A 23,834-nucleotide genomic window follows, 5' to 3' on the forward strand; every position below is an offset into this window, starting at 1 on the left:
GAACGGCCCATTCCACAACTGACGCAAAGCTTCCGTAAGCACGGCTCCCCGCACAGGTGTCAGACGTTCAGGCCCTTGCCCCGCAGCCACGCCAGCGGGTCGATGCCGTTGCTGGAGCCACCGGTGTGGACCTCCAGGTGCAGGTGCGCCCCGGTGACGTTGCCGGTGGCACCCACGCGGCCGATGACGTCACCCGTGTTGACCTTCTGGCCGACGCTGACGCCGATCGACGACTGGTGCGCGTACCAGATCTCCGTGCCGTCATCGAGGGTGAGGACGGTCTTGTAGCCGTACGAGCCGTTCCAGCCCGCCTCGGTGATGGTGCCGCTGTGCACCGCCTTGATCGGCGTGCCCGTGGGGGCGGCGAAGTCGAGGCCGGTGTGGTAGCCGGAGGACCAGTAGGCGCCGGCCTGACCGAAGGTCGAGGTGATGGTGTACGAGGAGGTCGGCAGCGCGTACTGCTTGGCGAGGGCGGCGAGCCGCTCGGCCTCGGCCTTCTTCCGGGCCTCCTCCTCCGCCTTCCGCTTGGCTTCGGCGGCCTTGGCCTTGGCTTCCTTCTCCGCCTTGGCGGCGGCTTCCTTGGCCGCCTTCTCGGCGGCGGCCGCGGCATCCTGCGCGGCCTTGGTCTCGATCTGCTCCTGCTGGTGCTCGACCTGCGCCATGATCCGGGCGCGCAGCGCCTCACCGGCGCCGGAGGTGCCCTGCTCGGTGTCGGCGGACGCCGTGGCGAGATCGCTGAGCGGGGTGGCGGAGCCTTCGGGGGTGTCGTCGTCCGAGATGAGGGAACCCACCGAGGGAAGGTCCGGCACGGAGATCGACACCGGCGGCTTGCCGGTCTGGGCGCTGGCCATGCCGCCGGCGCCCACGGCGGCTATGACGCCGACGCCCAGGACGGTGGAGCTGCGGGCGAGGCCTCCGCCGCGCTGCTTGGTGACGCGATGCCGGCCACGGACGGGACGGATGGACTCCGCGGTGGGGTTCCATTCCTGGAACGGGCCCTCGTCGGTGCGGTGACCGCCGTAGCCGAAGGTTTCGGTGTCGCGCTGGCTGGGCGCGGACGGGGCCGCGGGGGCAGGCCGGTTGGACGCCACGTGGGCGTACTCCTTTCCTTCCTTCTCGCCTACCGGGTTAGCTGACGGGTTCGGAGCAGGAAGGTCTCCTACGCGCGTATACCTGCCGTGCTTCCACGGCGGCATCCGCCCGATTCACCCCAAGTGGTGGTTCCCCGGTTCCCTTTCGGGATTCGGCGCGTGCGCACGGAGCCGCCTTCTGTGACGGCTGGGACGACCGCGCTGCGTTATCGAACGTTAATAGACGCGCGGTGGGTATTCCAGCGATTCCGCTTGATCATTAACCTTTTTCGCGCGGACTTACCTGCCATGACCGGCCCAAATCGGGCGAGTTGACCATGCCGCAAGTGACTCATGAGTTTTGACGGTGTGTCAGTTGTTATGCGGAGTGATGCGATTCGCTCACCGTCAGTAAGGAAGGGTCCGGGAAATACACCGAGGGCCGGAACCCTTTCGGATTCCGGCCCTCGGCCTTCAGTAGCGGGGACAGGATTTGAACCTGCGACCTCTGGGTTATGAGCCCAGCGAGCTACCGAGCTGCTCCACCCCGCGTCGTTGTGACTCCAGTGTACGCCATGCGCAGGACAGCTCGTGCACACCTGCCGCTCAGCCGCCCGGGCTGCCCGCGTGGGTGAGCGTCTCCCAGGCCGTGAACAGGCCGTCGGTGCCGGCGGGCCGGGCCCGTACGGCCAGCTTGCGGGCGTCCGGGAGGGACGCGCCGAGGCGGCCCTCCAGGTGGTTGAGGGCGACCTCCAGGTGCGGCCCGAGTCCGCCCTCGACGCGGCCGCCGCACAGCCACGCGGGTGCGCGTCCGCGCAGTTCGTGGCGGGAGTGCAGGGCGAGCGCGGCCGTCAGCCGGTCCTTGGTCTCGCCGTAGAGGTCGACGCCCTGGTGCCAGGCCGTCTCGGCGATGTGGGCGGTGGCGGCGAGCGAGGCGCCGACCTGCCGGAAGGAGCGGCAGGTCTCCTGGGTGACGCCGTCCCGGTAGGTGGCCTGCCCGAACCAGTACGACGTCACGCGCCGCGGCGTGTCGACGCCGGAGCCGGGCACGGTGCGCGGCGCGGGGCCGTCCTCCTCCAGGTAGAAGTAGGCGGGCACTCGCTCCCGGAAGCGCTTCAGGGCCTGGTCGAAGGCCCGGCGGTCGTCGAGGAAGACGGCGACGGCGATGACCGCGTCCGTCGCCACGAGGTCCCAGGCGCCGGTGAAGTCGGGGTCAGCGGCGGAGACTTCGGGCAGGTGGGCGGTGCGCAGCATCTCCTCGAAGTCCCGCACCCGCTCGGCGCTCCAGCCCCCGCCGCGGGTGTGCCGCACGATCTCCGCGGCCCGGGCCCAGACCGACCCGGTCCAGCCGGCCTGCAAGGCGGCGTTCGCCCCGGTGTGCCGACGCAGCGTGCCCGACCATGCGTCCATGATCTGCCGGGCCTTCACGGCGTGCTGCCGCTTGCCGGTGACGGTGAAGAGGAGGGCCTGCGTGTAGGCGGCGAGGGCGTCCGCGCGCTCCTCGGCGCAGCCGCGCCCCCGGAGGTCGCCGGCCGGGCAGACGACGGTCGCGTACGGCTCGGCCCGGTACCGGTACGAGCCGTACGGGCTGTCCCGCATCGCGAGGTACGCCGTCAGCCAGGGCTGCCTGCCGGCGGTGACGTTCTCCCGTACGGCGTCCAGCTGGGCCCGGTCGACGAGGACGCCGGGGTGGGTGAACGCGGCGTCGGGGGGCAGGGCCGGGCCCATGGTGCGGCTGTGCTGGCCGGGGGCCCCGCAGGAGGAGACGAGGAGCGCGAGCGCGGTGAGCAGGGGGCCGAGCAGGAGCGCTGCCGTACGTCGTCTCCCTGCTGCCCACATGCCCACTGCCTCCCTGCTCCCGTCCGGGCCCTGGAGGCAGCGTGACCCGGAAGGCGGCGGGTCCGCAGGATCTGTTGGGCCGATCGGCCTCAGCCCAGCAGGTGGCGGTTCGGGGCCTTGGCCCGCTCCTCGTGCTCGGGCAGGACGACGACCCGCGCGCCCCCGGCCGCCAGGACGCCGCTGCCGTCGGCCCCGGCCACGAAGGTGTCCGGCTCGCGCCAGGCCGTGACGACCCGCCGGACGCCCGCGTCGAGGATCAGCCGGGCGCAGGGGGCGGGGCGGGAGGCGCGGCGGGCGCAGGGCTCCAGGCTGCTGTAGACCGTGGCGCCGGCGAGCCGCGGGTCGGCCGGGTCGGTCTTCGCCAGGGCCGCCTCCTCGGCGTGCACCAGCGGGTCGCCACCTTCGCGTGAGTGGCCGCGGGCCAGTTCCGTGCCGTCGGCCGCGACCACCACCGCGCCCACGCTGAACGCCGTGTCCGACGGCGGGCACTTCTCCGCCAGGGCGCAGGCGAGGGCCAGCCAGTGGTGGTCGGCGGCGACCGGGAGCGGGCCGGTGCCCGGGGCGGTCGGCTCGTAGCGCATGAGGACGACGTCCTCGATCCGCCGGGTCTCCAGCAGCCGGAGCCGGCCGGGCTGGTAGCCGCCGGGGCCGAAGAGCCGGGGCGCCCCGGGGTCTCCCACGAAGAGCGGAGCGAGGACCAGCTGGAGTTCGTCGGCGAGGCCCTGGGTGAGGAGCTGGGTGTGGATCAGGCCGCCGCCCTCGACCATGAGCCGCCGTACGCCCCGGACGTCGTGCAGGTGGGTGAGGAGCCGCCGCCAGTCGAGGTCCGGGCCGAGGGGGACGACGCCGGTGGCGAGGCCGAGGGCGCGGGCGCGCTCGGCGCCCTGGTCGGTGGTGTAGAGGACTTTCTCGCCGCCGGTGTGCCAGAAGCGGGCGTCCGGGTCGAGGTCGCCCGTGCCGCTGACGGTGACCTTGAGGGGGTACTCCGGTTTACCGGCGGCGGTGCGGGCAGCGCGCCGCTCCTCGGAGTTGACCAGGAGACGCGGGTTGTCGGCGCGGATCGTGCCGGCGCCCACCAGGATCGCGTCGACCGACGCCCGGACCTCGTCGACCCGGTCGAAGTCGGCGGGGCTGGACAGCAGGAGGCGTTCGGGTCCGGTGTCGTCCAGGTAGCCGTCGAGGGAGACGGCGGCGGACAGCAGGACGTACGGGTGGGGCATCGACGCTCCGCGGCTGGTCGGGACGGCGGACTGGGCAGGGCTTGGTTCAAGTTTGAAACAAACCTACACTGGCGGCATGACGACTCGCTGGCTCACCCCCGAGGAGCAGCGCGCCTGGCGCGCCTACATCGCCGCCTCACTGCTCCTGGAGGACGCGATCGACCGGCAGCTCCAGCAGGACGCCGGCATGCCGCACCTGTACTACTCCATCCTGTCCGTCCTGTCGGAGTCCCCGGACCGGCGGCTGCGCATGACCGATCTCGCCGAGCGGCTGAAGATCACGCGCAGCCGGCTGACCTACGCGGTGACGCGGCTGGAGAAGGACGGCATGGTGCGGCGCGAGGCCTGCCGCTACGACAAGCGGGGCAGCATCGCCGCGCTCACCGACGAGGGCTTCGCCGTGCTGGAGCGGGCGGCGCCCGGGCATGTCGAGACCGTGCGGAGCTTCCTGTTCGACCGGCTCAGCGAGGAGCAGGTGGGGCAGCTGGAGGAGATCTCCGCGGCGATCGCCGAGGGGCTCCAGGAGGAGGGGACGCGGCCGGCGTCGGACGACGTGCCGTGGCGGCGGAGGGCCTCGTCGGCCTGTTCGTGACGCGCGTCACAAGGTGCCACATTCTCGTTGATTCAAATTTAAAGCATGGGTAGGGTTCCGATCGTGGTTCTGCTTCAAATCTGAAGCAGTACGGCTGCGCAGCCGAACACGAATACGGCTGTGCAGCCGACAGGAAACGGAACCCGGAGGCCCCGCATGCCCGACACCCCCGCTGCCGTCATCGCCACCCCGCGCTCCCGCGTCCGGGTCCCGTTGCGCTTCCACGACGGCTACGAGGTCGACGCCGAGGTCGTCACCTTCCACGGCCTGGCCGACGGCCAGGAGCACGTGGCCGTGGTGCTCGGCGAGCCGGGCCCGGTCCCGCTGGTGCGGCTGCACTCCGAGTGCCTGACCGGGGACGTGTTCGGCTCGGCCCGCTGCGACTGCGGCCCGCAGCTGCGCGAGGCGGTCGAGCGCATAGCCGACCGCGGCGGCGTGCTCCTCTACCTCCGCCAGGAGGGACGCGGCATCGGCCTCTACAACAAGCTCGACGCGTACGCACTCCAGGACCAGGGCCTCGACACCTACGAGGCGAACGCGGCCCTGGGGCTGCCGGAGGACGCCCGCGACTACACGGCGGCGGCCCAGATGCTCCGGGCCCTGGGCATCGGCGCGCTGGACCTGCTCTCCAACAACCCCGACAAGGCGGGCCAGTTGCGGGAGCTGGGCGTCGACGTCCGCGACCGCGTCCCGACGGGCGTCTTCACCACCGCGCACAACGTCCGCTACCTGCGCGCCAAGGTCCTCCAGACCCAGCACACGCTGCCGCTCGCCGCGCTGACGGAGCTGAGCGCCGGCTGACCCGCCGGCCCGGCCGGAGTGCCGAACGGGACTGCTTGCCCCTCGGCACATCGGGTACAGCCTTTGAAAGAGGGCGACCTTCACTGAAGGAAAGCGACCCTCGCTGTACCCGGAGCTTATGGAAAGTGACCGTTTTGTGACCGATCTCGGCGGCCCCGGCGACTATCTCGCGAGAGGACCGGGCGATGGCCCGGAGGCCGTCGCGTCGCAGATCGCCGATGCCGTGGAGAGCCTGACGGACCTGTGGGCGGTCGCCGCCCAGGAGGCGTCCCTGCGGCTGTCCCCGCACCAGCTGCGGGCGCTGCGCATCCTTCAGGCGGCGCCCGGCCTGAACCTCACGGCCCTCGCGGACCGGCTGGACATCGGCCTGCCCACGGCCAGCCGGCTCTGCGACCGGCTGGCGGCGGCAGGCCTCCTGGAGCGCGTCCCGCACCCGGACACCCGCCGCGCGGTACGGCTGCTGCTCACCGCGCACGGGCAGCATGTGCTGGGCGACGTCGCCGGCCGCCGGGCCCAGGCCCTGGCCGCGGCGCTGGCGGCGATGGACCCGGCGGAACGCGTGGCGCTGAGCAGGGGCCTGCGGGGGTTCCTCGCGACCCAGGACGGGCCGGTACCCCGCGGCAGGCCGCCCGGCGGCTAGCGGGAACGGGCCGCCACGGCGGCTCCGGCGGCTCCGGCGGCTCCGGCGGCTCCGGCGAAGGAGATCGCCTCAGCCCGTCGCCAGCATCCCCGAGCGCAACCGCGCCACCGTCCGCGAGATCAGCCGGGACACATGCATCTGGGAGATGCCGAGGCGGGCGCCGATCTCGGCCTGGGTGAGCTCCTCCACGAAGCGGAGGTGCAGGATGAGGCGCTGGCGCTCGTCGAGTTCGGCGACCAGGGGCGCCAACGCGTGGAAGTCCTCGACGAGTTCCAGGGCGGGGTCCTCCTCGCCGATGAACGCCGAGAGCGTCGACTCGCTCTCCTCCGCGTCGCCGCCGACCGTGGCGTCGAGGGAGGAGGACAGATAACCGTTCGCCGCGATCTGGGCCTCGACGACCTCCTCCTCCGAGAGGTTCATCAGCGCCGCCAGCTCCGCGACCTTCGGCGCGCGGCCGAGTCGGGAGGCCAGCTCCTCGGTGGCCTTGGCGAGTTCCGTACGGGCCTCCTGGAGGCGGCGCGGCACGTGCACGGCCCAGGACGTGTCGCGGAAGAACCGCTTGATCTCGCCGATGATGTACGGCACCGCGAAGCTGGTGAACTGCACCTCGCGGGAGACCTCGAACCGGTCGATGGCCTTGATCAGCCCGATGACGCCGACCTGCACGACGTCGTCCATCGACTGCCCGCTGCTGCGGAACCGGCGGGCCGCGAACCGCACCAGCGACATGTTCATCTCGATGAGCGTGTTGCGCGCGTACTGGTATTCGGGCGTGCCCTCCTCCAGCACGGCGAGCCGGTCGAGGAACTGTCCGGTCAGATCGCGCGCGTCCCGCGGGGCGAGCTTCTGGGGCTCGGCGATCTGCGGCAGCTCCGCACCGGTGTCGGTGCCGGAATCCGTCGTCGCGCCGATGCGCGTGGTCGTCGTCACGGGCCCTCCCTCGTAGTTCCGGCCCGTTCCGATCCCCCGTCAGGCCACCTTTAGGGCCGCTACCCACAGCCGCCCCGCTCATGCCCCCCGTACGCCCCGCCGAGACGTTGCCCACAGTCGGCGCAGGTCGGAACGGTGTCGGGGTACCCGCAAACGTGCTGTGACGGAACGGGACAGGAGGGAGGGCGGGCGGTGCGGCGGAAAGGAAAAGGCCAAGGGACTCACGGAGCGGACAGTTGTCGTTCGACAACTGTAGCCGTGATGCAACAAGGTGACCAGGCCGGAACGGCGCCGGGAAGAATCCGGAAGGGCCGCGCCGGTGCCGCGGCGGGCAGTTCAGGCAGTCCGGGTGCCGGACGCGCGGGAGTCGTCGGCGTCGTCGTGTATCTGGGCCGCCGCCGCGTCGCAGAACGCCTCCAGCCCCTGGAGCAGCGCGACCCGCTTGGCGGCGGGCATCTGGTCGAGCACCGCGCGCAGCGCCTGTTCCCGGCGTACGCGCAGGTCGGCCAGGAAGGCTCTGCCCCGGCTGCTGAGCCGAAGGCGCACCTCGCGCCGGTCCACCGGACTGACCACGCGCTCGACGAACCCCGCCGCCTGGAGCCGGTCGCACAGCCGGCTGGTCGAGGGCGGCGTGGAGGCGAGGGAGTCGGCGAGCGTGCGCAGGTTGATGCCCTCGTGGTGTTCCAGGATGAGCAGCACGCGCAACTGGGACGCGGACGCCGGTGCCGTCGAGGCCCGGCCCCACAGGACCTCCAGCAACTCCGCGGCCGTGGAGGTCACACGGGCGACCTCTGCTGGCTCTGGGCGGGGTCGGAGGGAAGTCACAGTCACACTCTCGCAGGCACCGGGATGGCCGTCAGCGTACTAGGGGAAACCAGGGGTGGCACCGGCCCCGGCGCGCGGCCGTCCACCATGCCCTCGGTCGCACACCGATGACCCCTGCCGGCGCCCGATGACCCGTACAGCACGCCCGAATCCGGGAACCCGTGCCCGAAGACCCGTTGACGCCCGACGAAGGATTGGTGTTCGACCATCGTGACTACGATCGTGAACAGATTCGTGGCCGCCGAGCGCGCTCTGCGCACGGCGGCACCCCACCGACTGCTGGACGCGGTCCGTCGTGTACTGACCGATCAGTACGCGGCGGACTCCGTCGAGCTGTTCCTCGCCGACTACGGACTGACGGTGCTTCAGCCGGTGTCCGAACTGCCGCACACCCTCCAGCCGGTGCCCGTGCACAACAGCCCGGCCGGCCGCGCCTTCGGTGCGCAGGAGCCGTACGTCGAGACCCGTCCGGGTGACCTCGTACGCGCGCATCTGCCCGTCACCGTGCGCGGCGACCGCCTCGGCGTGCTGACGGTGACCCTGCCGGGCGGCGAGCACGCCGAGGGCTGCCTGGGCGAACTGGCCGAGATCGCCGAGGTGCTCGGGCACGAGGTGGTCGTGGCCGAGCGGGACACCGACCTGTACCTCCAGGCCCGCCGCAGGGACCGGCTCACCCTGGCCGCCGAGATGCAGTGGCAGCTGCTGCCGGGCCGCTCCTGTGCCCGCCCCGAGTACGAACTGGGCGCGCAACTGGAGCCCGCGTACGCGATCTTCGGCGACAACTTCGACTGGTCCGCCACGGCCGACCGGCTCAGCCTCTACGTCACCAACGGCATGGGCGAGGGCATAGAGGCCTCCCTGCTGACGAACCTGGCGATCAACGCCCTGCGCAACGCGCGGAGGGCCGGCATCCCCCTCGACGACCAGGCCGCATTGGCCGACCAGGCGGTGTACGCCCACTACCGGGGCCGCTGCTACCTGTCCGCGCTCATGCTCGACTTCGACCTGGCCACCGGCCAGGTCCGGGCGGTGGACGCCGGGTCCCCGCGACTGCTGCGGCTGCGCCGGGGGACGGTGGAGCAGGTGGCCTTCGAGGCCCAGCTGCCGCTCGGCATGTTCGAGGAGACCGACTACGTGGCCCAGGAGTTCCGGGTCGAGCCGGGCGACCGGCTGGTCTTCGTCAGCGACGGCGTCCACGACGTCGCCTCGCCGCGCGGAGAGGCGTACGGCGACGCCGCCCTGGCCCGGGCGATCCAGTCGACCCGGCTGCTCCCGGCCGCCGAGGTGCCCCGGGCCGTCCTGCGCGAACTGACCGGCCACCGCGGCAGATCCGCCCCGGACGACGACGCCCTGGTGGTCTGCCTGGACTGGCGTGGGCGGTAAAGGACGGGGCAGGCGCAGGTCAGGGGATCCGGCGAGAAGTTGTTTGGTGGTGCCGTACGCCGGCACTAATGTTTGTCATATGGCAAGTAACGGCTGAGGTGCCGTCACGCGACCTCGGTCCGGCCCGTTGCAAGGGAGCGATACACGTGTCGGTGTCGGTATCGGATGAGAACGCGGAACAGGAGCCGGCCGCACAGCAGGTGAGCGCCTTCCTGGAACGGCGCCGGGAGCAGATCGCCCAACGGTGGGCGGACGCCGCGCTGTTCCGGACGGTCTTCACCGTGTCACGCGACGAGGCGGTGGAGGCGGGCAGGGCCGTGGCGGCCGCGCTGGCCGCGGTGGCGGCCGCCGGCCGGCCGGACGACATCCGGGCGTCCGGATTCGAGGCGGTGCGCGACCAGTTGGGGCGGATGGCGGCCTCCCGCGCCCGGACCGGGGCCGACGCGGACCGGATCGCCGACGAGGTGGCCGCGCTGCGCGAACCGGTGACCGATCTGCTGCGCGCCGAGTTCCCGGACCCGTACGCCCCCGAGGCGCAGGAGTGCGTGGTGGCGCTGACCGTGCTCATGGGCACGCTGCGCCTGGTCGTGATGGAGACGGCGGTCAGCGCGAGCGAGGAGCTGATCGCCCGGCAGCGCGAGCAGCTGCACGAGGTGGCCACCCCGGTGATCAAGCTGTGGGAGAGCACGGTCGCCGTCCCGCTGATCGGCACGCTGGACAGCGCCCGCAGCCAGGTCGTCATGGAGAGCCTGCTGAACGCGATCGTCGCCGAGCGCGCCCGGTACGCCATCCTCGACATCACCGGCGTGCCCACCGTCGACTCGCTGGTCGCCCAGCACCTGATGAAGACGGTGGCCGCGGCGCGGCTGATGGGCGCCGAGTGCATCGTCTCCGGTATCCGGCCCGCGATCGCGCAGACCATAGTGCACCTGGGCATCGACCTCGGCACGGTGCTCACCCGCGGGAGCCTGGCGGACGCCCTGGCCTACGCGCTCAGCCGGCAGGGCGTCGGGATCGGGCCGGTGGCGGCGGCCGAAGCGGCCCTCACGGCCGACGCGGGCGCGCGGTGACCGGGGCCGCCGGGACCGGCCCCGCGGGCGGACACGGCTTCACCGTGCCGGTCCTCCAGCTGGGCGACGTCCTGCTGGTCACCCTCCAGGGCGAGCTGCACGACGGGATGGCCGAGCAGCTCCAGCAGGACGTCACGGACCGGATCTCGCACACCCGGGTGACCGGGGTCGTGATCGACATCTCCGGCGTGGAGATCGTCGACTCCTTCCTGGGCCGGGTCCTCGCCGAGATCGCCGCCGGAGCGGACCTGCTGGCCGCGCGCACGGTGCTGGCCGGGATGCGCCCGGCGGTGGCGATCACGCTGGTCGAGCTGGGGCTCACGCTGCCCGGTCTGCGCACGGCACTGGACGTCGAACGCGCGATGGAGCTGCTCGGCGCGGCCTCGCGCCAGGGTGAGGGGAGTCCATGATGCGGGCCGCCCGCCACGCCGCCCCGGCCACCCTGCCGATCGGCTCGGACGCCGACCTGGCCTGGGTACGGCAGCAGGTCCGGCAAACCGCCGCCGAACTCGGCTTCGGCCTGGTGCAGCAGACCAAGCTCGTCACCGCGGCCAGCGAACTGGCCCGCAACACCCTCGTCCACGGCGGGGGCGGCCAGGTGCGGATCATCCCGCTGGACAGCGGCCCGTCGCGGGGGCTGCGGCTGTCCTTCGTCGACACCGGCCCCGGCATCCGCGACCTGGAGCAGGCGATGACCGACGGCTACACCAGCGGCGGCGGGCTCGGACTGGGCATGAGCGGGTCCAAGCGGCTGGTCCACGAGTTCGAGGTGGACACCCGGCCGGGTGAGGGGACCACCGTCACCGTCACCGCCTGGGCCACCGCCGTACCGCCCTCCCGGCCGGGGTCGTGATGAGCAGGGTGTGGGACGTCCCGGTGGACGACTCGACCCGGGTGCGGGACGTGCGCGTGGCGGCCGAGGAGGCCAGCGCCCACGCCGGCCTCACCCCGCAGCGCACCGCGACCGCCGCGCTCGTGGCGACGGAGCTGGCCACCAACCTCCTGCGGCACGCGGACGGCGGGCACGTGCTCATCAACCTCGTCGAGCACGGCTACGACGAGGGCCACCTGACGTCCGTACAGCTCGTGTCGCTCGACCACGGCCCCGGCATCCCGGACATCGCGGCGGCGATGCGCGACGGCTACACCACGACGGCAGCCGCCTCCCTCGGCGCCGGGCTCGGCACCTGCCGGCGCATAGCGAACGCCTTCGACCTGCACAGCGCCCCCGGCCGGGGCACGGTGGCCGTGGCCCGCATCGACCACGAACCCGCCAGGCCCGGCCCTCCCCTGCCAGGTCCGCGCACCGGCGGCGTCAACGTCCCCCTCGGCCGGGCCGAGCACTCCGGTGACGCCTGGGGCCGGGTGCGCGGCCGGGACCGCCTGACCCTCCTGCTCGCGGACGGGCTCGGGCACGGTGCCAAGGCCGCCGAGGCCTCCACCACGGCGGTGACCGAACTGCGCGGCGTGGCCGACCGGTCCCCCGCCGAGATCCTGCGGCACCTGGGCGGACCCCTGCGCCGCACCCGGGGTGCGGCCGTCGCCGTGGCCCAACTCGACCTCGCGTCCGGCCGGTTGCACTTCGCCGGCATCGGCAACGTCGGCGCCCGCCTGCGCACCGGCGGCACCTGGAGGCCGCTGCTGTCCCAGCCCGGCATCGTGGGCGCCCAGGGCCCGGCGACCGTGCTCGTCCAGCGCGAGCCGTGGCACGACGACAGCCTGCTCGTCCTCCACAGCGACGGCCTGCCCACCCGCTGGACCCCACCCGACGACGACACCCTCCTCACCTGCGACCCGGCGGTGGTGTCCGCGGTGATCCTCCGTGACGCGGGGAGCGCGGCCCGCCCGGTACGGGACGACACGTGTGTGGCGGTGCTGGGCGGGCGCTAGAACGCCGCCGATTTCTTACAACAGGCGGCGCGAGGCTTGGCCGGGGGCCGACTTCTCCTGATTGCCGATGCCGACGAGAGCGGCCACCCGGCGAGCCACCTCTATGGGGGCGATGCCGCCGGTATCCACCACGTGGTCGGCCGGGGTGGCCTGAGCTGCCGCGTACCGACCAAGGCGGCACCGGCGGTGATCGCATCGGCTACCTGTTCGACGGTATGTCCGTCGGTGTCGATGCGCAGATCACCGATCCCGGCATCTTCCAGGGCGGCTGCCGATGCCACCGCCCGGTCGGCGACGTGGAGCAGGCGTGTGACGGACCGCCCCCGCAACGGGTCGCCCGGTTGGAGCCAACTGCCGCCTTGTCCTCGGGACATGATGCGTTCTGTCAGGTGCTGCCGTCCGGCGTGCAGCCGGCACAGCGTGAGCTCGGCCGCAGGCATCGCGTCGGCGTACGCCTTGGCCGTGGCCTCGTCCTCGACCGGGCCGGACATGATCAAGCACTGGGCCCCGGCCGCCCGGTAAGTCCGCAACACGGCGGCCAGGTTGCGGGTCTTGACCCGGTGGTTGGCGGGATCATCCGCAACCGGGCGGCAGAAGCCGAGCTGGTCGAGATCGAGATACGCGGCGGTGACACCAGCGCCCAGGACTCTTCGGTAGACCTCGAAGCCGACCGTCGACTTCCCGACGCCGGTCGCGCCGCACAGCCACAGAACCGGAAGATCAGCGGAAGGGCCCGCCTGCGCCGAGGCCGAGCTCCTGCCCGCAGCGGTGACCGCCGACGGCTCGGGCGCGTCAGCTGACCGGCCCAGAGCCGAGGCGCGCCATCCGCCGGTTCGCTCCCCGACACGCCGCACCACCTCGTTCACCAGCAGACCGCTGGTGTCGACGCAGGCATCCGCGAAGGTACTCGCGTCCAGGGCGTCGGCTTCCCGCAGCACCTCGTCGACCAGCTCGGCAGGACCTCCGCGACCGGTGAACCGCTGCCGAAGCACTCCCCGGTCGGCACGCAGGCGGCAGACCGTCACCGCGGCCTGCGGAATCTGGTCGACGTGCACTCCGCAGGCGGGATCGACGACACCCGAAACGATGAGACACCGGGCGCCGGCCGCCCGGAAACCGGCCACCACCGCATCAACGTTGCGTGCCTTCATACGGTGCCGCCCCGGATCCCCCGCAGGCTCGGGGTAGCAGATCCCCAACTGGTCGATGTCGACGAAACTGCTCTCGATCCCGGCCTGTACGAGCTGGGAGTACATTTCCCAGGCGGCCGTGGTCTTACCGACTCCTGGCGGACCGCAGAGCCACAGCACCGGGAACACTGCGCCCCTCACCGGCTTGCCACCAGATCCGGGCGACACGCCGTGAGCTCAGGAAGCGCGGGGTCGATGACAGACACCATGGCCCCGGATTCTCTCCATCGCGCACGTGCCTGTCGACAGATTCAGGCGCGTTCGCGGAGCGCGCCAATGGATCAGGCATCGCTCACGCAGACAGTCCGAGGGTCAGAGCGCCGGCCGGCGTACGGCGCTGGTCGTGCCACGCAGCACCAGGCGGGTGTCGAGGCGCTGCCCGGGTTCGGCGATCGTCCCCTGTTCCACGGCCTCCACCAGCATCCGGCCGGCGATAAGGCCCTGTTCGTAGACGGACTGGGCGACGGTCGTCAGGTCGAGAAGGTCGGCGATGGGGCTGTCGTCGAAGCCGATGAGCGACATCTGCCCGGGCACGTCGACCGCGGCGCGCCGCAGGGAGCGTAGGGCGCCGGCCGCGATGTCGTCCGCTTCGGCGAACACGGCGGTCGGCGGCGTGCGCAGGGAAAGGAGCTGCGCCATGGCCTGTGCGCCGCCGTCGATGCCCCAGGGGGCGGAGACGATCGAGTCCTGCTGTACGGGCAGGCCACACTCCGCCATGGCGGCGAGATAGCCGTCCAGGCGGCGCTGGGACACGCCGCCGTGGATGCCTTCCTCGTCGGTCGCCCGGATCATGCCGATCCGCTGGTGTCCGAGGTTGGCCAGGTGCCTGACGGCCATCGCCGCTCCGGCCGGATCATCGATGCCGACGCTCGGATGTCTGCCGAGGTCAGTACTGGCTCCCACGACGGGCATGCCCAGACCGCCCAGGCGTTCGATCTCCTTCTCGGACAGGGAGAGAGCGATGATCACCAGGCCGTCCACCCTGCGCCGTACGGGCAGCGTTTCGAAGAACTCCCGGCGCTCGGCGATCCCTTCGACGTGGTAGAGCACCACCTCGAAGCCGGCGTTGCGCAGGACGTGGTGCGCGCCCGCCAGCGCGCGGGCGTGGAACCAGCGGCTGATGTGCGGTACCAGGACCGCGACGGAGCCGGTGCGTCCGGTCGCCAGCCCGGAGGCGCCGGGCGACACCACGTAGTCGAGTCCCTCGGCCGCTCGCAGGATGCGGCGGCGCATCGCCTCCGAAACCCCCGGCAGGCCACGCAGCGCCCGCGAGACCGTACCGGTCGAGACCCCGACTGCCCGGGCCACGTCCGCCATGGTCGCGGGCGGCTGTTCATTACTCACCGAGACAGGCTATCAAGGCGCGCGCAAGCGCTTGAGTAGCTTCCCTGACAGTAGGGGATTTTTTCTGCATTCCAGCCCCTTGACGGTGTGCAAGGAGTCGCGCAAGCTAACGCAAGCGCTTGAGCAAACGTGTTGCGCGGGATAGGAAGAGAGCCGCAGTGATCGACAAACCAAGGCGCCGCGCCCACCGCCTGATGAGGCTCGCCGCGGCCGTGCTCGCCGTCACGATCACCGCCGCGTGCGGGAGCGGACCGGACGGCGCGGCGGGCGACGGACGGGTGAAGCTCACCTGGCAGGCGGCGCCGTTCGGCAACCGCACGGACGACGCGCGTCGGTATCTCGTCACGGCCTTCGAGCGGGCACACCCCGACATCGATGTGCAGGTCGCCAGCGCGCCCACCAACGTGGACACGAACCGCGCCGGCCTCACCACGCAGATCCTCGGGCACTCGGCCTCGCCCGACGTGTTCAACGGCGACGTCGCCTGGGCCGCGCAGTTCGCCTCCGCGGGCCTGGTGTGGCCCATCGGCAAGCATGTGCCGAAGGGCTTCTGGGACCGGTTCGACCCGGCGACCGTGAAGGGCGCCACCTACCAGGGCACCGTCTACGGCGTTCCCCTCACGCTCGACCAGGCGTTCCTCTACTACCGCAAGGACCTGCTGGCCAAGCACCACCTGCCCGTGCCGACGACATGGGAACAGGTCGCCGAGCAGTCCCGGATCCTGCGCGAGGCGGGTGACGTCGACACCGGCGTGGTCTGGCAGGGGGCCTCGTACGAGGGACTGACCGCGGTGACCAACGAGTTCCTCGCCGCCGCCGGCGCCGGACTCCTCAGCAAGGACGGTCGGCACGCCGGCACCGAGTCGCCGGCGGCGGCACGCGCACTGAGCTACATGGACGGTCTCCTTCACGACGGGGTGAGCCCGAAGGCGACCGTCACCTACCAGGAGCCGCAGGCACTCCAGGCCTTCGCCAACGGCGATGCCGCCTTCCTGCGCAATTGGGCTTACGCGTACGGCACCTTGGAGGCCGAGGGTTCCCCACTCGCAGGCAAGGTCGGAGTCACGGCCATGCCCGCCCTGAAGGGGGGAGACGGCACCCGCGCCTCGACCGTGGGCGGCTGGAACGTCTACATCAACCCCAACTCCCGGCATCAGAAGGCCGCCCTGGAGTTCGTCACCTGGCTGACCAGCCCCGCCACCCAGAAGCTGATGGCCGAGCGGTCCTCGACCATCCCCGCCGTCGACAGCGTGCGCAGCTCGCCCGAGGTGCAGACGCTGAGCCCGGTGCTGCGGGCTTCGCTGGAGAACGACCTGGTCGCCCGGCCGACGACGTCGCGCTACTACAGCCAGATCAGCCAGGCCACCTCCAGCACGGTCAACGGCATGCTCTCCGGAACGGTCGGGGTGTCCGCAGCCCCACGCCGACTCGCCGAGGACATCGACGCCGCGCTCGCCGGGCGACGGCTGTGAGGCGGACGCCGGCCGTGAGCCCGCCACGGGCCCGGGTGACAAGCCCGCCACCGGCGCGGACCGAGAGCCCGCCACCGGCGCGGACCGAGAGCCGTCCGCCATACCCGCGCCACGCGCGCCACGCGGTGGCGTCCGACGCCCCACCCGCCGTGCTTCCCACTCCCCGGAAGGTCCCACGAAAGGCCCCACCTCATGACCACATCCGCCTGGCCCGCGAGCCGCACTCGCCGAGGGGCCGCCACCTCGCCGGCACCGCCACCGCCCTCGCGAGCCCGACGCGCTTCCCGTACCGCGTGGTGGTACACGGCACCCACCCTGTTCGTAGTCGGCGCCGTCACGATCGCCCCGATCGCGATCTCCCTGATCATGAGCTTCTCGGAGATCCGGCTGAGCAGCTCGGGATTCGAGCTCGGTGATGTCGGCACCCGTAACTACGAGGCCCTGCTGGCCAGCACCGCCTGGCGCGACGCCCTCACCTTCACGGTGTCGTACACCGTGCTGAGCGTCCTGATCGAGCTGGTCCTCGGCGTCCTGGTCGCGCTCGTCCTGGAGCGGCTGACGAAGGCCCGCGGCTGGATGATGGCGCTGCTGCTGATCCCCTGGTCCATGATCACCGTGGTGTCGGCCCAGTTGTGGAGCTACCTCTACAACTCCGCGTACGGGGCGCTGTCCTGGCTCGTCGGGCTGGTGACCGACGAACCGCCGATCATCCTCGGCACACCCGTCTCCGCCTTCTCGGCGATCCTCGTCGCGGACGTGTGGAAGACGACCCCCTTCGTGGCGATCATCGTGCTCGCCGGACTGGTCACCATCGACCGCAGTGTGTACGAGGCCGCCGAGATGGACGGGGCCGGCGCCTGGACCACGTTCTGGCGGATCACCCTGCCGCTGCTGCGCAGCACGCTGGCCATCGCGGTGCTCTTCCGCGTACTGCAGGCCTTCGGCGTCTTCGACCTGCCCTTCGTGCTGACCGGCGGCGGGCCCGGTACCTCGACGCAGCCCCTGGCCATGCTCGGCTGGAAGGTGATGTTCCAGAACCTGAACATGGGCGCGGGTGCGGCGGTGGCCGCCTCGACCGCGCTGATCGTCTTCGTGGTGTGCCTGCTGTGCCTGAAGGCATTCCGTTCCCAGGTCGCAGAGGAGGACGCCAAGTGACCGCCCTTTCCGCCTCGTCCGCCCGGCGCCGCCTGTTCACCCCGGTCCATGCCGGAGCGGTCGTCATCGCGCTGCTGACGGCCCTGCCGCTGTACTGGCTGGCGGCCTCCTCCTTCAAACCGGACGCCGAACTGGGCAGCACGCCGCCCGCCCTGTGGCCGTCCCACCCGACGCTGGACCACTACCGGGACGCCTTCGGCCAGTACGAGTTCGCCCGCTACCTGGCCAACAGCCTGCTGGTGGCGAGTCTCACCACCCTCGGGGTACTCGCCCTGGGGCTGTTCTCCGGATACGCCCTGGCCCGGCTGCCGATGCGCGGCAAGCGGCCCATCCTGATCGCGCTGCTGATGATCTCGGTGTTCCCGACGGTCTCCGTCATCACGCCGCTGTATCTGATCGAGCGCCAGATCGGCTGGCTCAACAGCTATCAGGGCCTGATCGTGCCCTACATCGCCTTCCATCTGCCGTTCGCCGTCTGGATCCTGCGCAACTACCTGCTGCGCATCCCCTTCGAGATGGAGGAGTCGGCGAGGATCGACGGCGCCGGGCCCACCCGCACCGTCCTGCAGATCATCCTGCCGCAGGCCGGACCCGGCCTGTTCACCTCCGGTGTCTTCACCTTCACCGCCGCGTACACCGAGTTCCTGATGGCGCTGACCTTCAACAGCGAGGACGCCTTCCGCACCGTACCGGTCGGAGTGGCGCTCTTCGGCGCCGAGTTCGAGGTCCCCTACGGCACGATCTTCGCCGGGTCGATCGCCGCCCTGCTGCCGATCGTCGTCCTTGTCCTCATCTTCCGCCGCGCTGTCGTCTCCGGGCTCACGTCGGGGGCGGTCAAGGGCTGAGCCCCGGCCACCGCCCCACGTCACCGCACCACCCACAGCAGCACCGCCGTAACCAGACCCTCGCAACAACCAGCCCCTCGCAACCGCACGAGAGGAACCCGTGGCCCCGACCACCCCCACACAGTCCGGCCCCACCCAGTCCGGCCCCGCCTGGTGGCGCGAAGCCGTCGTCTACCAGGTGTACGTCCCCAGCTTCGCCGACTCCGACGGCGACGGAATCGGCGACCTGCGCGGGATCACCGACCGGCTGGACCATCTCGCCGACCTCGGCGTCGACGCGCTCTGGCTCACGCCGTTCTACCCCTCGCCCTGGGCCGACGGCGGCTACGACGTGTCGGACTACCGCGACGTCGATCCCCGCCACGGCACCCTCGACGACTTCCGCGAACTGATCGCCCGGGCCCATGCGCGGGGCCTCAAGCTGATCGTCGACATCGTCCCCAACCACTGCTCCGACCAGCACCCCTGGTTCGTCGAGGCGCTGGCTTCCCCGCCCGGCTCACGGGCCAGGGACCGTTTCATATTCCGCGACGGACAGGGTCCCGACGGGAGCCTGCCGCCCGCCGACTGGCAGTCCAAGTTCGGCGGCGGCGCCTGGACGCGCGTACCAGACGGCCAGTGGTACATGCACATCTTCTCCGCCGAGCAGCCGGACCTGAACTGGGAGAATCCCGAGGTCCTCGCCGACTTCCAGGACACCCTCCGGTTCTGGCTCGACCTCGGAGTCGACGGATTCCGCGTCGACGTCGCCCACGGGCTCCGCAAGGACCTTACGCCGCCCCTGCGGAACACCTACGGATGGGACGCCGCCCCGCTCAACTCACCGCCCCAGGGCGACGACCACCCCTTCTGGGACCGCGACGAGGTACACGAGATCTACCGTGCCTGGCGGAAGATCATCGACAGCTACGAGCCACCCCGCATCGCCGTCGCGGAGGCGGGCGTCAGCGCGGCCCGGCTGCCGCTCTACACCCGCCCGGACGAACTCCACCAGGCATTCAACTTCTTCTTCCTGCGCTGCCCCTGGACCGCCGACGACCTGCGGAAGGTCATCAACACCTCGCTGACCGACGCCCATGCGGTCGGCACCCTGCCCACCTGGGTCCTCTCCAACCACGACGTCGTACGCCACCGCAGCCGCTACGGCCTGCCGCAGGACACCGACCTCACCGCCTGGCTGGCCACCGACGGCACCGCCCCCGCCGCCGACGACACGCTGGGCGGCCGCCGCGCCCGGGCCGCCGCTCTGCTGACCCTCGCCCTGCCGGGCAGCGCCTACCTCTACCAGGGCGAAGAGCTCGGCCTGCCCGAGGTCGCCGACCTGCCGCCGCAGGCGCTGCGCGACCCCATGTGGGAACGGTCCGGGCACACCCTCAAGGGACGGGACGGATGCCGAGTCCCCCTTCCGTGGACCCGCTCCGGGACCTCGTACGGATTCGGCCCGGCCGGCAGCTGGCTGCCACAGCCGGACCACTGGGGCGACCACTCCGTCGAGGCCCAGCGCGGACGGCCCGGCTCCTTCCTGGAGCTGTACCGGGCGGCCCTGCCCCTGCGCGGACGCTTCCGCGGGGACGAGACGTTCGCCTGGCTGCATTCCCAGGAGGGCGAACTCGCCTTCCGCAAGGGAGGACTCGAATGCCGCGTCAACCTCTCCGACCTGTCTCTGCCCCTGCCGACCGCCGCCCCTGTGCTGCTGGCCAGCGGCCCCGTGGAGGACGGCATGCTCGCCCCCGACACCACGGTATGGACGGTCGCGGCGCGCGCCTGAACCCGAAAACGCAGCAGCGCCCGACCCGACCGAAGCCGACCCGGACGCTGCGTAGCAGGTCAGAGGCCATATCCCCCGCCTACCACCGGTAGGCCCTGTGGGACTCGAACCCACAACCAATGGATTAAAAGTCCACTGCTCTGCCAATTGAGCTAAGGGCCCAGGCGATGTTGCCCCCACGAGCATAGCCGGACAACGCCGAGTCTCCGATCGGGTATCGGGTCCCGGCCGTGCCGGAGGGGTGACAGAGCGCCGTGGCCCGCCCGGAGAGGGCGGGCCACGGCGCTCTTCACGCGGGTGTGTCAGCCGTTGCGCTTCCAGCGCGGCTTGTCCTCGCGGCGCTGGAAGGAACCGCCGCCGCGGTGGTCGTCACGACGGCCGTACGGACGGTCGTGTCCGCCGGTGCGGAAGCCCGGACGGTCGTCCCGGCGGTCGCGGTTGAAGGGACGGTCGCTGCCCCGGTGCCCACCGCGCTCGTCCCGGCGGAAGCCGCCGCGGTCGCGGTCGCGGTTGAGACCGCCGCGGTCGTCCCGCCGCTCGAACGAACGGCCACCACGGTCACGGTCGAAGGAGCGACCGCCACGGTCGTCACGCCGGAAGCCGCCGCGCTCACCACGGTCGCCCCGGTCGGTCCGGTCGGTCCGGTCGGTCCGGTCGGTCCGGTCGGTCCGGTTGTCGGTCCGGTCGTCCCGACGGAACCCACGGTCGCGGTCGCGGTCGAAGGAACGCCCACCGCGGTCACGGTCACGGTCGCGATCCCGGTCACGGTCGCGGTTGAATCCGCCACGGTCGTCCCGCCGCTCGAACGAACGGCCACCACGGTCACGGTCGAAGGAGCGACCGCCACGGTCGTCACGCCGGAAGCCCCCGCGCTCGTCGCGCCGCTCCCGGCGCTCGTACGCCCCGGAGGAGTCGCCGCGCTCCTCGCGCTCGACGTCCTGCGCGGTCGGCTGCGCCGGCACCGACACCTCGACACCGGCCGGAACCTCGGTGCCCTCGGCCACCGCCTGCGGCTCCTCGCCGCGCTCGCGGGCGACCCGCGCGAGCAGCCGGTCGGCCTCCTCGCGCAGCTCGTTCGCCCGCCGCTGCGCCCGCTCCAGCTCCTTGCTGAGCTGGGCGACCTCACGCTCGGCCTGCTGCGCGGCGTTGCCCACGGACTCGGCCTGGACCTCGGTCATCGACCGGGCACCGGTGATCTCGGCGACCTCCGGGTCGAAGGCGCCGGCGCCCTGGATGATGTGGCGCGTGGCGTCGACGCCCGCGTCCTCCATCAGCCGGAAGATCTGACGCCGCTGGTGCGGCAGGGACAGGGACACGACCGTGCCCGTCCGGCCGGCGCGGGCCGTACGACCGGCCCGGTGCAGGTAGTCCTTGTGGTCGCCGGCCGGGTCCACGTTCAGCACCAGGTCGATGCCGTCGACGTGGATGCCGCGGGCCGCGACGTCGGTGGCGACCAGGACGTTGACGTAACCGTCCTTGAAGTCGGCCAGGGTCCGCGTCCGCGCGCCCTGGGTCATGCCGCCGTGCAGCGCGTCCGCCTTCACACCGGCGTCGCGCAGCTGCTCGGCGACGCGGTCGGCGCCCAGCTGGGTGCGGACGAAGATGATCGTGCGGCCCTTACGGGAGGCGATGGCCGCGGTGACCGGCGCCTTGTCCTTGGGCTTCACGATGAGGATGTGGTGCGACATGGTCGTCACGGCGCCCTGCGCGGCGTCGACCTCGTGGCTGACCGGGTTGTTCAGGTACCGGTCGACCAGGGTCTTGATCTCGTTCTCCATGGTCGCGGAGAACAGCATCCGCTGGCCGCCCGCCGGAATCTGGTCCAGCAGCTCGGTGACCTCGGGCATGAAGCCCAGGTCGGACATCTGGTCGGCCTCGTCGAGAACGGCGATCTCGACGTTCGCCAGCGAGCAGGCGCCGCGGTTGATGATGTCGCGCAGCCGGCCCGGGGTGGCGACCAGGACGTCGACGCCCTTCTCCAGGGCGTAGATCTGGTTGCCCATGGACGTACCGCCGCAGACGACCTTCATCTTCAGGCCGAGGACGTCGCCATAGGGCTGGAGCGCGTCGGCGACCTGCATGGCGAGCTCACGCGTGGGGGTCAGGATGACGGCACGCGGCTTGTGCTTCTCGGTGCGGCCGCCGGCCAGCGAGGCCAGGGTCGGCAGGCCGAACGACAGGGTCTTGCCGGAGCCGGTGCGGCCCCGGCCGAGGATGTCCTTGCCGGCCAGGGCGTCCGGGATGGTCGCGGCCTGGATCGGGAAGGGGGTGGTCACGCCGTTCTGCGCGAGCTTGCGCACGACGCCCTCGGGCAGGCCGAGGGCGGCGAAGGTGGCCTCGGGGGTGCTGTCGGGGGTGGTGTCGGCTGCCTCGTTCTCGGGCACGACGACGTGATCAGTACTGGCGATGGACATGCGAATGCGAAACCTTCCGGAGTCTCAAGTCGGCACGCGCCCGTCAACTCCGTGATTCGCGATTCGCAATACGACCGCCTCAATGCGGTCCACCACGGCAAAGGAGAGTACGCGCCACACGGCGCGCTCTGCGGTGGCGCCGGGCAAGATGGGATCAAACGATCTGCCACCATACGCACTCCGGGCCCCGCAAGGCAAACCGGACCGGTATGGCTCCCTCTACAAGGCAAGCCGGGCGCCGTTTGTTCCCGCCTCGACAGCGCTCCGCCACGGCGGCAGCGCTGCCCGGAGGTGCCAGCACCCGGCCGAAACCCCGGCCCCGCCCCGCCCCGCACGGCTACGCCGGCGACCCCGCCTCCGGCGCCGGTTCCCGCTGCTCGAGCTGCGGCCCCGGCGGCTCGTGCGCCGACGACGACGGCTCCGGCGACGGCTCCGGGGAGGTCGTCGGCTCGGGCGGCGTCGGCGAGGGCTCCGGCTCCGTCGTCCGGGTGGGCGCGGGCTGCGTCGGCGGCTTCGGCGTCGGCCTGGCCGGCTTCCCCGGCTTGCCGCCCCCGGGCGCGGACGCACTCGCGTCCGGGGTCGGCGACGCCTCGGGCGGCGCCGACTCGCCCGGCCCGCCCCGCTCGCCCTTCTTCCCCTTCTTGCCCTTGCCGCGCCCGCGCTCGCCGTCGGCCGCGGCCGCGCCGAACCCGGAACCGCCGCCCGACACCGCCGCCCCGCCGTCGGGCGCCTCCCCGCCCCGCTGCCCGGCGGAGTGCGACGGCTTGGCGCTCCCGCCCGTGTCGTCGTCCCCCACACTCATACAGCCGGCGGCAGCGGCGACGGCCACGACCGTGGCGGCCAGGCGGACGGGTACGAACAAGGGGCGCACAGGGCCACCTCCGGGAAGGGTGATGGAGTCAACACCTCCAACTCCCGCCGCCCACAAGAGGACACGCGCCCCGTATTCACATCGCGCTCAGCCGTAGCCCAGGGCGTGAAGGCGCGCGTCGTCGATGCCGAAGTGGTGCGCGATCTCGTGCACCACGGTGATCTCCGTCTCCGCGACGACGTCCTCCCGCGACTCGCACATCCGCAGGGTCGGGTTCCGGTAGATGGTGATCCGGTCCGGCAGCACACCGGCGTACCACTCGCCCCGGTCCGTCAGCGGAGTCCCCTCGTACAGCCCGAGCAGCTCGGGATCGTCCGCCGGCGGATCGTCCTCGACGAACACCGCGACGTTGTCCATCAGTCGCGTCAACTCCGGCGGGATCCGGTCGAGCGCCTCGGCGACCAGCTCCTCGAACTCCTCGCGCGTCATCTCCAGCACAGGCCCATTGTCGGCCACGACCCAGCCGTACGAGAGCCATACGAGAGCCATCGGGGCTCGCATATCCGGCCCGGGAC

The 23,834-nt window shown here is 71.9% G+C and carries 22 protein-coding genes, 2 tRNA genes and 1 riboswitch; of the genes, 12 read left to right on the forward strand and 12 right to left on the reverse strand.

Annotated features, from left to right (window positions below; translation table 11 throughout):
- Positions 1-59 precede the first annotated feature (59 nt).
- The 4 genes from IE255_RS25130 to IE255_RS25145 form a co-directional block, all read right to left on the reverse strand.
- Positions 60-1,091 (reverse strand): M23 family metallopeptidase, encoded by a 1,032-nt coding sequence (locus IE255_RS25130; protein ID WP_190052653.1) that lies wholly within the window; start codon positions 1,089-1,091, stop codon positions 60-62.
- An 11-nt stretch (positions 1,092-1,102) separates the two neighbouring features.
- Positions 1,103-1,259, reverse strand: a riboswitch (cyclic di-AMP (ydaO/yuaA leader).
- A gap of 289 nt (positions 1,260-1,548) precedes the next feature.
- Positions 1,549-1,622 (reverse strand) — tRNA-Met (locus IE255_RS25135).
- Positions 1,623-1,676: 54 nt separating this feature from the next.
- On the reverse strand, positions 1,677-2,909 hold the full coding sequence (locus IE255_RS25140; RefSeq protein ID WP_190052654.1) for an alginate lyase family protein: 1,233 nt from the start codon (positions 2,907-2,909) through the stop codon (positions 1,677-1,679).
- A gap of 89 nt (positions 2,910-2,998) precedes the next feature.
- Complete coding sequence (locus IE255_RS25145) at positions 2,999-4,129, reverse strand: dihydrofolate reductase family protein (protein WP_190052655.1); 1,131 nt, start codon at positions 4,127-4,129, stop codon at positions 2,999-3,001.
- A 76-nt stretch (positions 4,130-4,205) separates the two neighbouring features.
- Between IE255_RS25145 and IE255_RS25150 the strand changes: the two genes are divergently transcribed.
- From IE255_RS25150 to IE255_RS25160, 3 genes are all read left to right on the forward strand, one after another.
- The gene (locus IE255_RS25150) at positions 4,206-4,721 is read left to right on the forward strand and encodes a MarR family winged helix-turn-helix transcriptional regulator (RefSeq protein ID WP_190052656.1); all 516 of its coding nucleotides are present in this window, start codon (positions 4,206-4,208) and stop codon (positions 4,719-4,721) included.
- A gap of 156 nt (positions 4,722-4,877) precedes the next feature.
- Entirely contained in the window at positions 4,878-5,522 is a 645-nt protein-coding gene (locus IE255_RS25155; RefSeq protein ID WP_190052657.1) for a GTP cyclohydrolase II, read from the forward strand.
- Between the two features lie 136 nt (positions 5,523-5,658).
- A complete protein-coding gene (locus tag IE255_RS25160) occupies positions 5,659-6,162 on the forward strand; it encodes a MarR family winged helix-turn-helix transcriptional regulator (RefSeq protein WP_190052658.1) in 504 nt (167 codons plus the stop codon).
- Positions 6,163-6,231: 69 nt separating this feature from the next.
- On the opposite strand, the gene IE255_RS25165 is transcribed toward IE255_RS25160, so the two are convergent.
- Entirely contained in the window at positions 6,232-7,092 is an 861-nt protein-coding gene (locus IE255_RS25165) for an RNA polymerase sigma factor SigF (RefSeq protein ID WP_190052659.1), read from the reverse strand.
- 336 nt (positions 7,093-7,428) lie between these two features.
- A complete protein-coding gene (locus tag IE255_RS25170) occupies positions 7,429-7,872 on the reverse strand; it encodes a MarR family transcriptional regulator (RefSeq protein WP_190052660.1) in 444 nt (147 codons plus the stop codon).
- Positions 7,873-8,139: 267 nt separating this feature from the next.
- Here IE255_RS25170 and IE255_RS25175 point away from each other — a divergent pair, with 267 nt between their 5' ends.
- The 5 genes from IE255_RS25175 to IE255_RS25195 all read left to right on the forward strand — a co-directional run bounded on the left by IE255_RS25175 (position 8,140) and on the right by IE255_RS25195 (position 12,260).
- Positions 8,140-9,300 carry a PP2C family protein-serine/threonine phosphatase gene (locus IE255_RS25175; RefSeq protein ID WP_190052661.1) on the forward strand — a complete coding sequence of 387 codons (1,161 nt, stop codon included), beginning with the start codon at positions 8,140-8,142 and terminating at the stop codon, positions 9,298-9,300.
- A gap of 152 nt (positions 9,301-9,452) precedes the next feature.
- Entirely contained in the window at positions 9,453-10,370 is a 918-nt protein-coding gene (locus IE255_RS25180; protein WP_190052954.1) for an STAS domain-containing protein, read from the forward strand.
- Complete coding sequence (locus tag IE255_RS25185) at positions 10,367-10,780, forward strand: STAS domain-containing protein (protein WP_190052662.1); 414 nt, start codon at positions 10,367-10,369, stop codon at positions 10,778-10,780. Before IE255_RS25180 ends, IE255_RS25185 begins: the two co-directional genes overlap by 4 nt.
- Entirely contained in the window at positions 10,780-11,223 is a 444-nt protein-coding gene (locus IE255_RS25190; RefSeq protein WP_190052955.1) for an anti-sigma regulatory factor, read from the forward strand. The genes IE255_RS25185 and IE255_RS25190 overlap by 1 nt, the downstream gene beginning before the upstream one ends.
- Positions 11,223-12,260 carry an ATP-binding SpoIIE family protein phosphatase gene (locus tag IE255_RS25195; protein WP_190052663.1) on the forward strand — a complete coding sequence of 346 codons (1,038 nt, stop codon included), beginning with the start codon at positions 11,223-11,225 and terminating at the stop codon, positions 12,258-12,260. The genes IE255_RS25190 and IE255_RS25195 overlap by 1 nt, the downstream gene beginning before the upstream one ends.
- A 101-nt stretch (positions 12,261-12,361) precedes the next feature.
- On the opposite strand, the gene IE255_RS25200 is transcribed toward IE255_RS25195, so the two are convergent.
- Positions 12,362-13,579 (reverse strand): AAA family ATPase, encoded by a 1,218-nt coding sequence (locus tag IE255_RS25200; protein WP_190052664.1) that lies wholly within the window; start codon positions 13,577-13,579, stop codon positions 12,362-12,364.
- Positions 13,580-13,762: 183 nt separating this feature from the next.
- Positions 13,763-14,794, reverse strand: coding sequence for a LacI family DNA-binding transcriptional regulator (locus tag IE255_RS25205; RefSeq protein ID WP_229906580.1), 1,032 nt, complete (start codon positions 14,792-14,794; stop codon positions 13,763-13,765).
- A 158-nt stretch (positions 14,795-14,952) separates the two neighbouring features.
- Here IE255_RS25205 and IE255_RS25210 point away from each other — a divergent pair, with 158 nt between their 5' ends.
- From IE255_RS25210 to IE255_RS25225, 4 genes are all read left to right on the forward strand, one after another.
- On the forward strand, positions 14,953-16,266 hold the full coding sequence (locus tag IE255_RS25210) for an ABC transporter substrate-binding protein (RefSeq protein WP_190052665.1): 1,314 nt from the start codon (positions 14,953-14,955) through the stop codon (positions 16,264-16,266).
- A 366-nt stretch (positions 16,267-16,632) separates the two neighbouring features.
- Entirely contained in the window at positions 16,633-17,421 is a 789-nt protein-coding gene (locus tag IE255_RS25215; protein ID WP_229906581.1) for a carbohydrate ABC transporter permease, read from the forward strand.
- On the forward strand, positions 17,418-18,266 hold the full coding sequence (locus IE255_RS25220; protein ID WP_190052667.1) for a carbohydrate ABC transporter permease: 849 nt from the start codon (positions 17,418-17,420) through the stop codon (positions 18,264-18,266). The genes IE255_RS25215 and IE255_RS25220 overlap by 4 nt, the downstream gene beginning before the upstream one ends.
- 100 nt (positions 18,267-18,366) lie before the next feature.
- A complete protein-coding gene (locus IE255_RS25225; RefSeq protein ID WP_190052668.1) occupies positions 18,367-20,034 on the forward strand; it encodes a glycoside hydrolase family 13 protein in 1,668 nt (555 codons plus the stop codon).
- An 89-nt stretch (positions 20,035-20,123) separates the two neighbouring features.
- Here IE255_RS25225 and IE255_RS25230 read toward each other — a convergent pair.
- From IE255_RS25230 to IE255_RS25245, 4 genes are all read right to left on the reverse strand, one after another.
- A tRNA-Lys gene (locus IE255_RS25230) sits at positions 20,124-20,196 on the reverse strand.
- Positions 20,197-20,336: 140 nt separating this feature from the next.
- Positions 20,337-22,448: a DEAD/DEAH box helicase gene (locus IE255_RS25235; RefSeq protein ID WP_190052669.1), complete on the reverse strand. Its 2,112-nt coding sequence runs from the start codon at positions 22,446-22,448 to the stop codon at positions 20,337-20,339.
- A 337-nt stretch (positions 22,449-22,785) separates the two neighbouring features.
- The gene (locus IE255_RS25240) at positions 22,786-23,319 is read right to left on the reverse strand and encodes a hypothetical protein (protein WP_190052670.1); all 534 of its coding nucleotides are present in this window, start codon (positions 23,317-23,319) and stop codon (positions 22,786-22,788) included.
- 87 nt (positions 23,320-23,406) lie between these two features.
- Positions 23,407-23,757: a metallopeptidase family protein gene (locus tag IE255_RS25245; RefSeq protein ID WP_190052957.1), complete on the reverse strand. Its 351-nt coding sequence runs from the start codon at positions 23,755-23,757 to the stop codon at positions 23,407-23,409.
- Positions 23,758-23,834 lie beyond the last annotated feature (77 nt).

The organism is Streptomyces lomondensis (assembly GCF_014651035.1).
Classification (GTDB): domain Bacteria; phylum Actinomycetota; class Actinomycetes; order Streptomycetales; family Streptomycetaceae; genus Streptomyces; species Streptomyces lomondensis.

What these genes read in the sequence shown, in the direction of transcription:
- IE255_RS25215 (WP_229906581.1), top strand. Translation starts at nt 16,633, where the DNA reads ATGAGCTTCTCGGAGATCCGGCTGAGCAGCTCGGGATTCGAGCTCGGT.
- IE255_RS25190 (WP_190052955.1), top strand. Translation starts at nt 10,780, where the DNA reads ATGCGGGCCGCCCGCCACGCCGCCCCGGCCACCCTGCCGATCGGCTCG.
- IE255_RS25150 (WP_190052656.1), top strand. Translation starts at nt 4,206, where the DNA reads ATGACGACTCGCTGGCTCACCCCCGAGGAGCAGCGCGCCTGGCGCGCC.
- IE255_RS25195 (WP_190052663.1), top strand. Translation starts at nt 11,223, where the DNA reads ATGAGCAGGGTGTGGGACGTCCCGGTGGACGACTCGACCCGGGTGCGG.
- IE255_RS25140 (WP_190052654.1), bottom strand. Translation starts at nt 2,909, where the DNA reads ATGTGGGCAGCAGGGAGACGACGTACGGCAGCGCTCCTGCTCGGCCCC.
- IE255_RS25155 (WP_190052657.1), top strand. Translation starts at nt 4,878, where the DNA reads ATGCCCGACACCCCCGCTGCCGTCATCGCCACCCCGCGCTCCCGCGTC.
- IE255_RS25235 (WP_190052669.1), bottom strand. Translation starts at nt 22,448, where the DNA reads ATGTCCATCGCCAGTACTGATCACGTCGTCGTGCCCGAGAACGAGGCA.
- IE255_RS25145 (WP_190052655.1), bottom strand. Translation starts at nt 4,129, where the DNA reads ATGCCCCACCCGTACGTCCTGCTGTCCGCCGCCGTCTCCCTCGACGGC.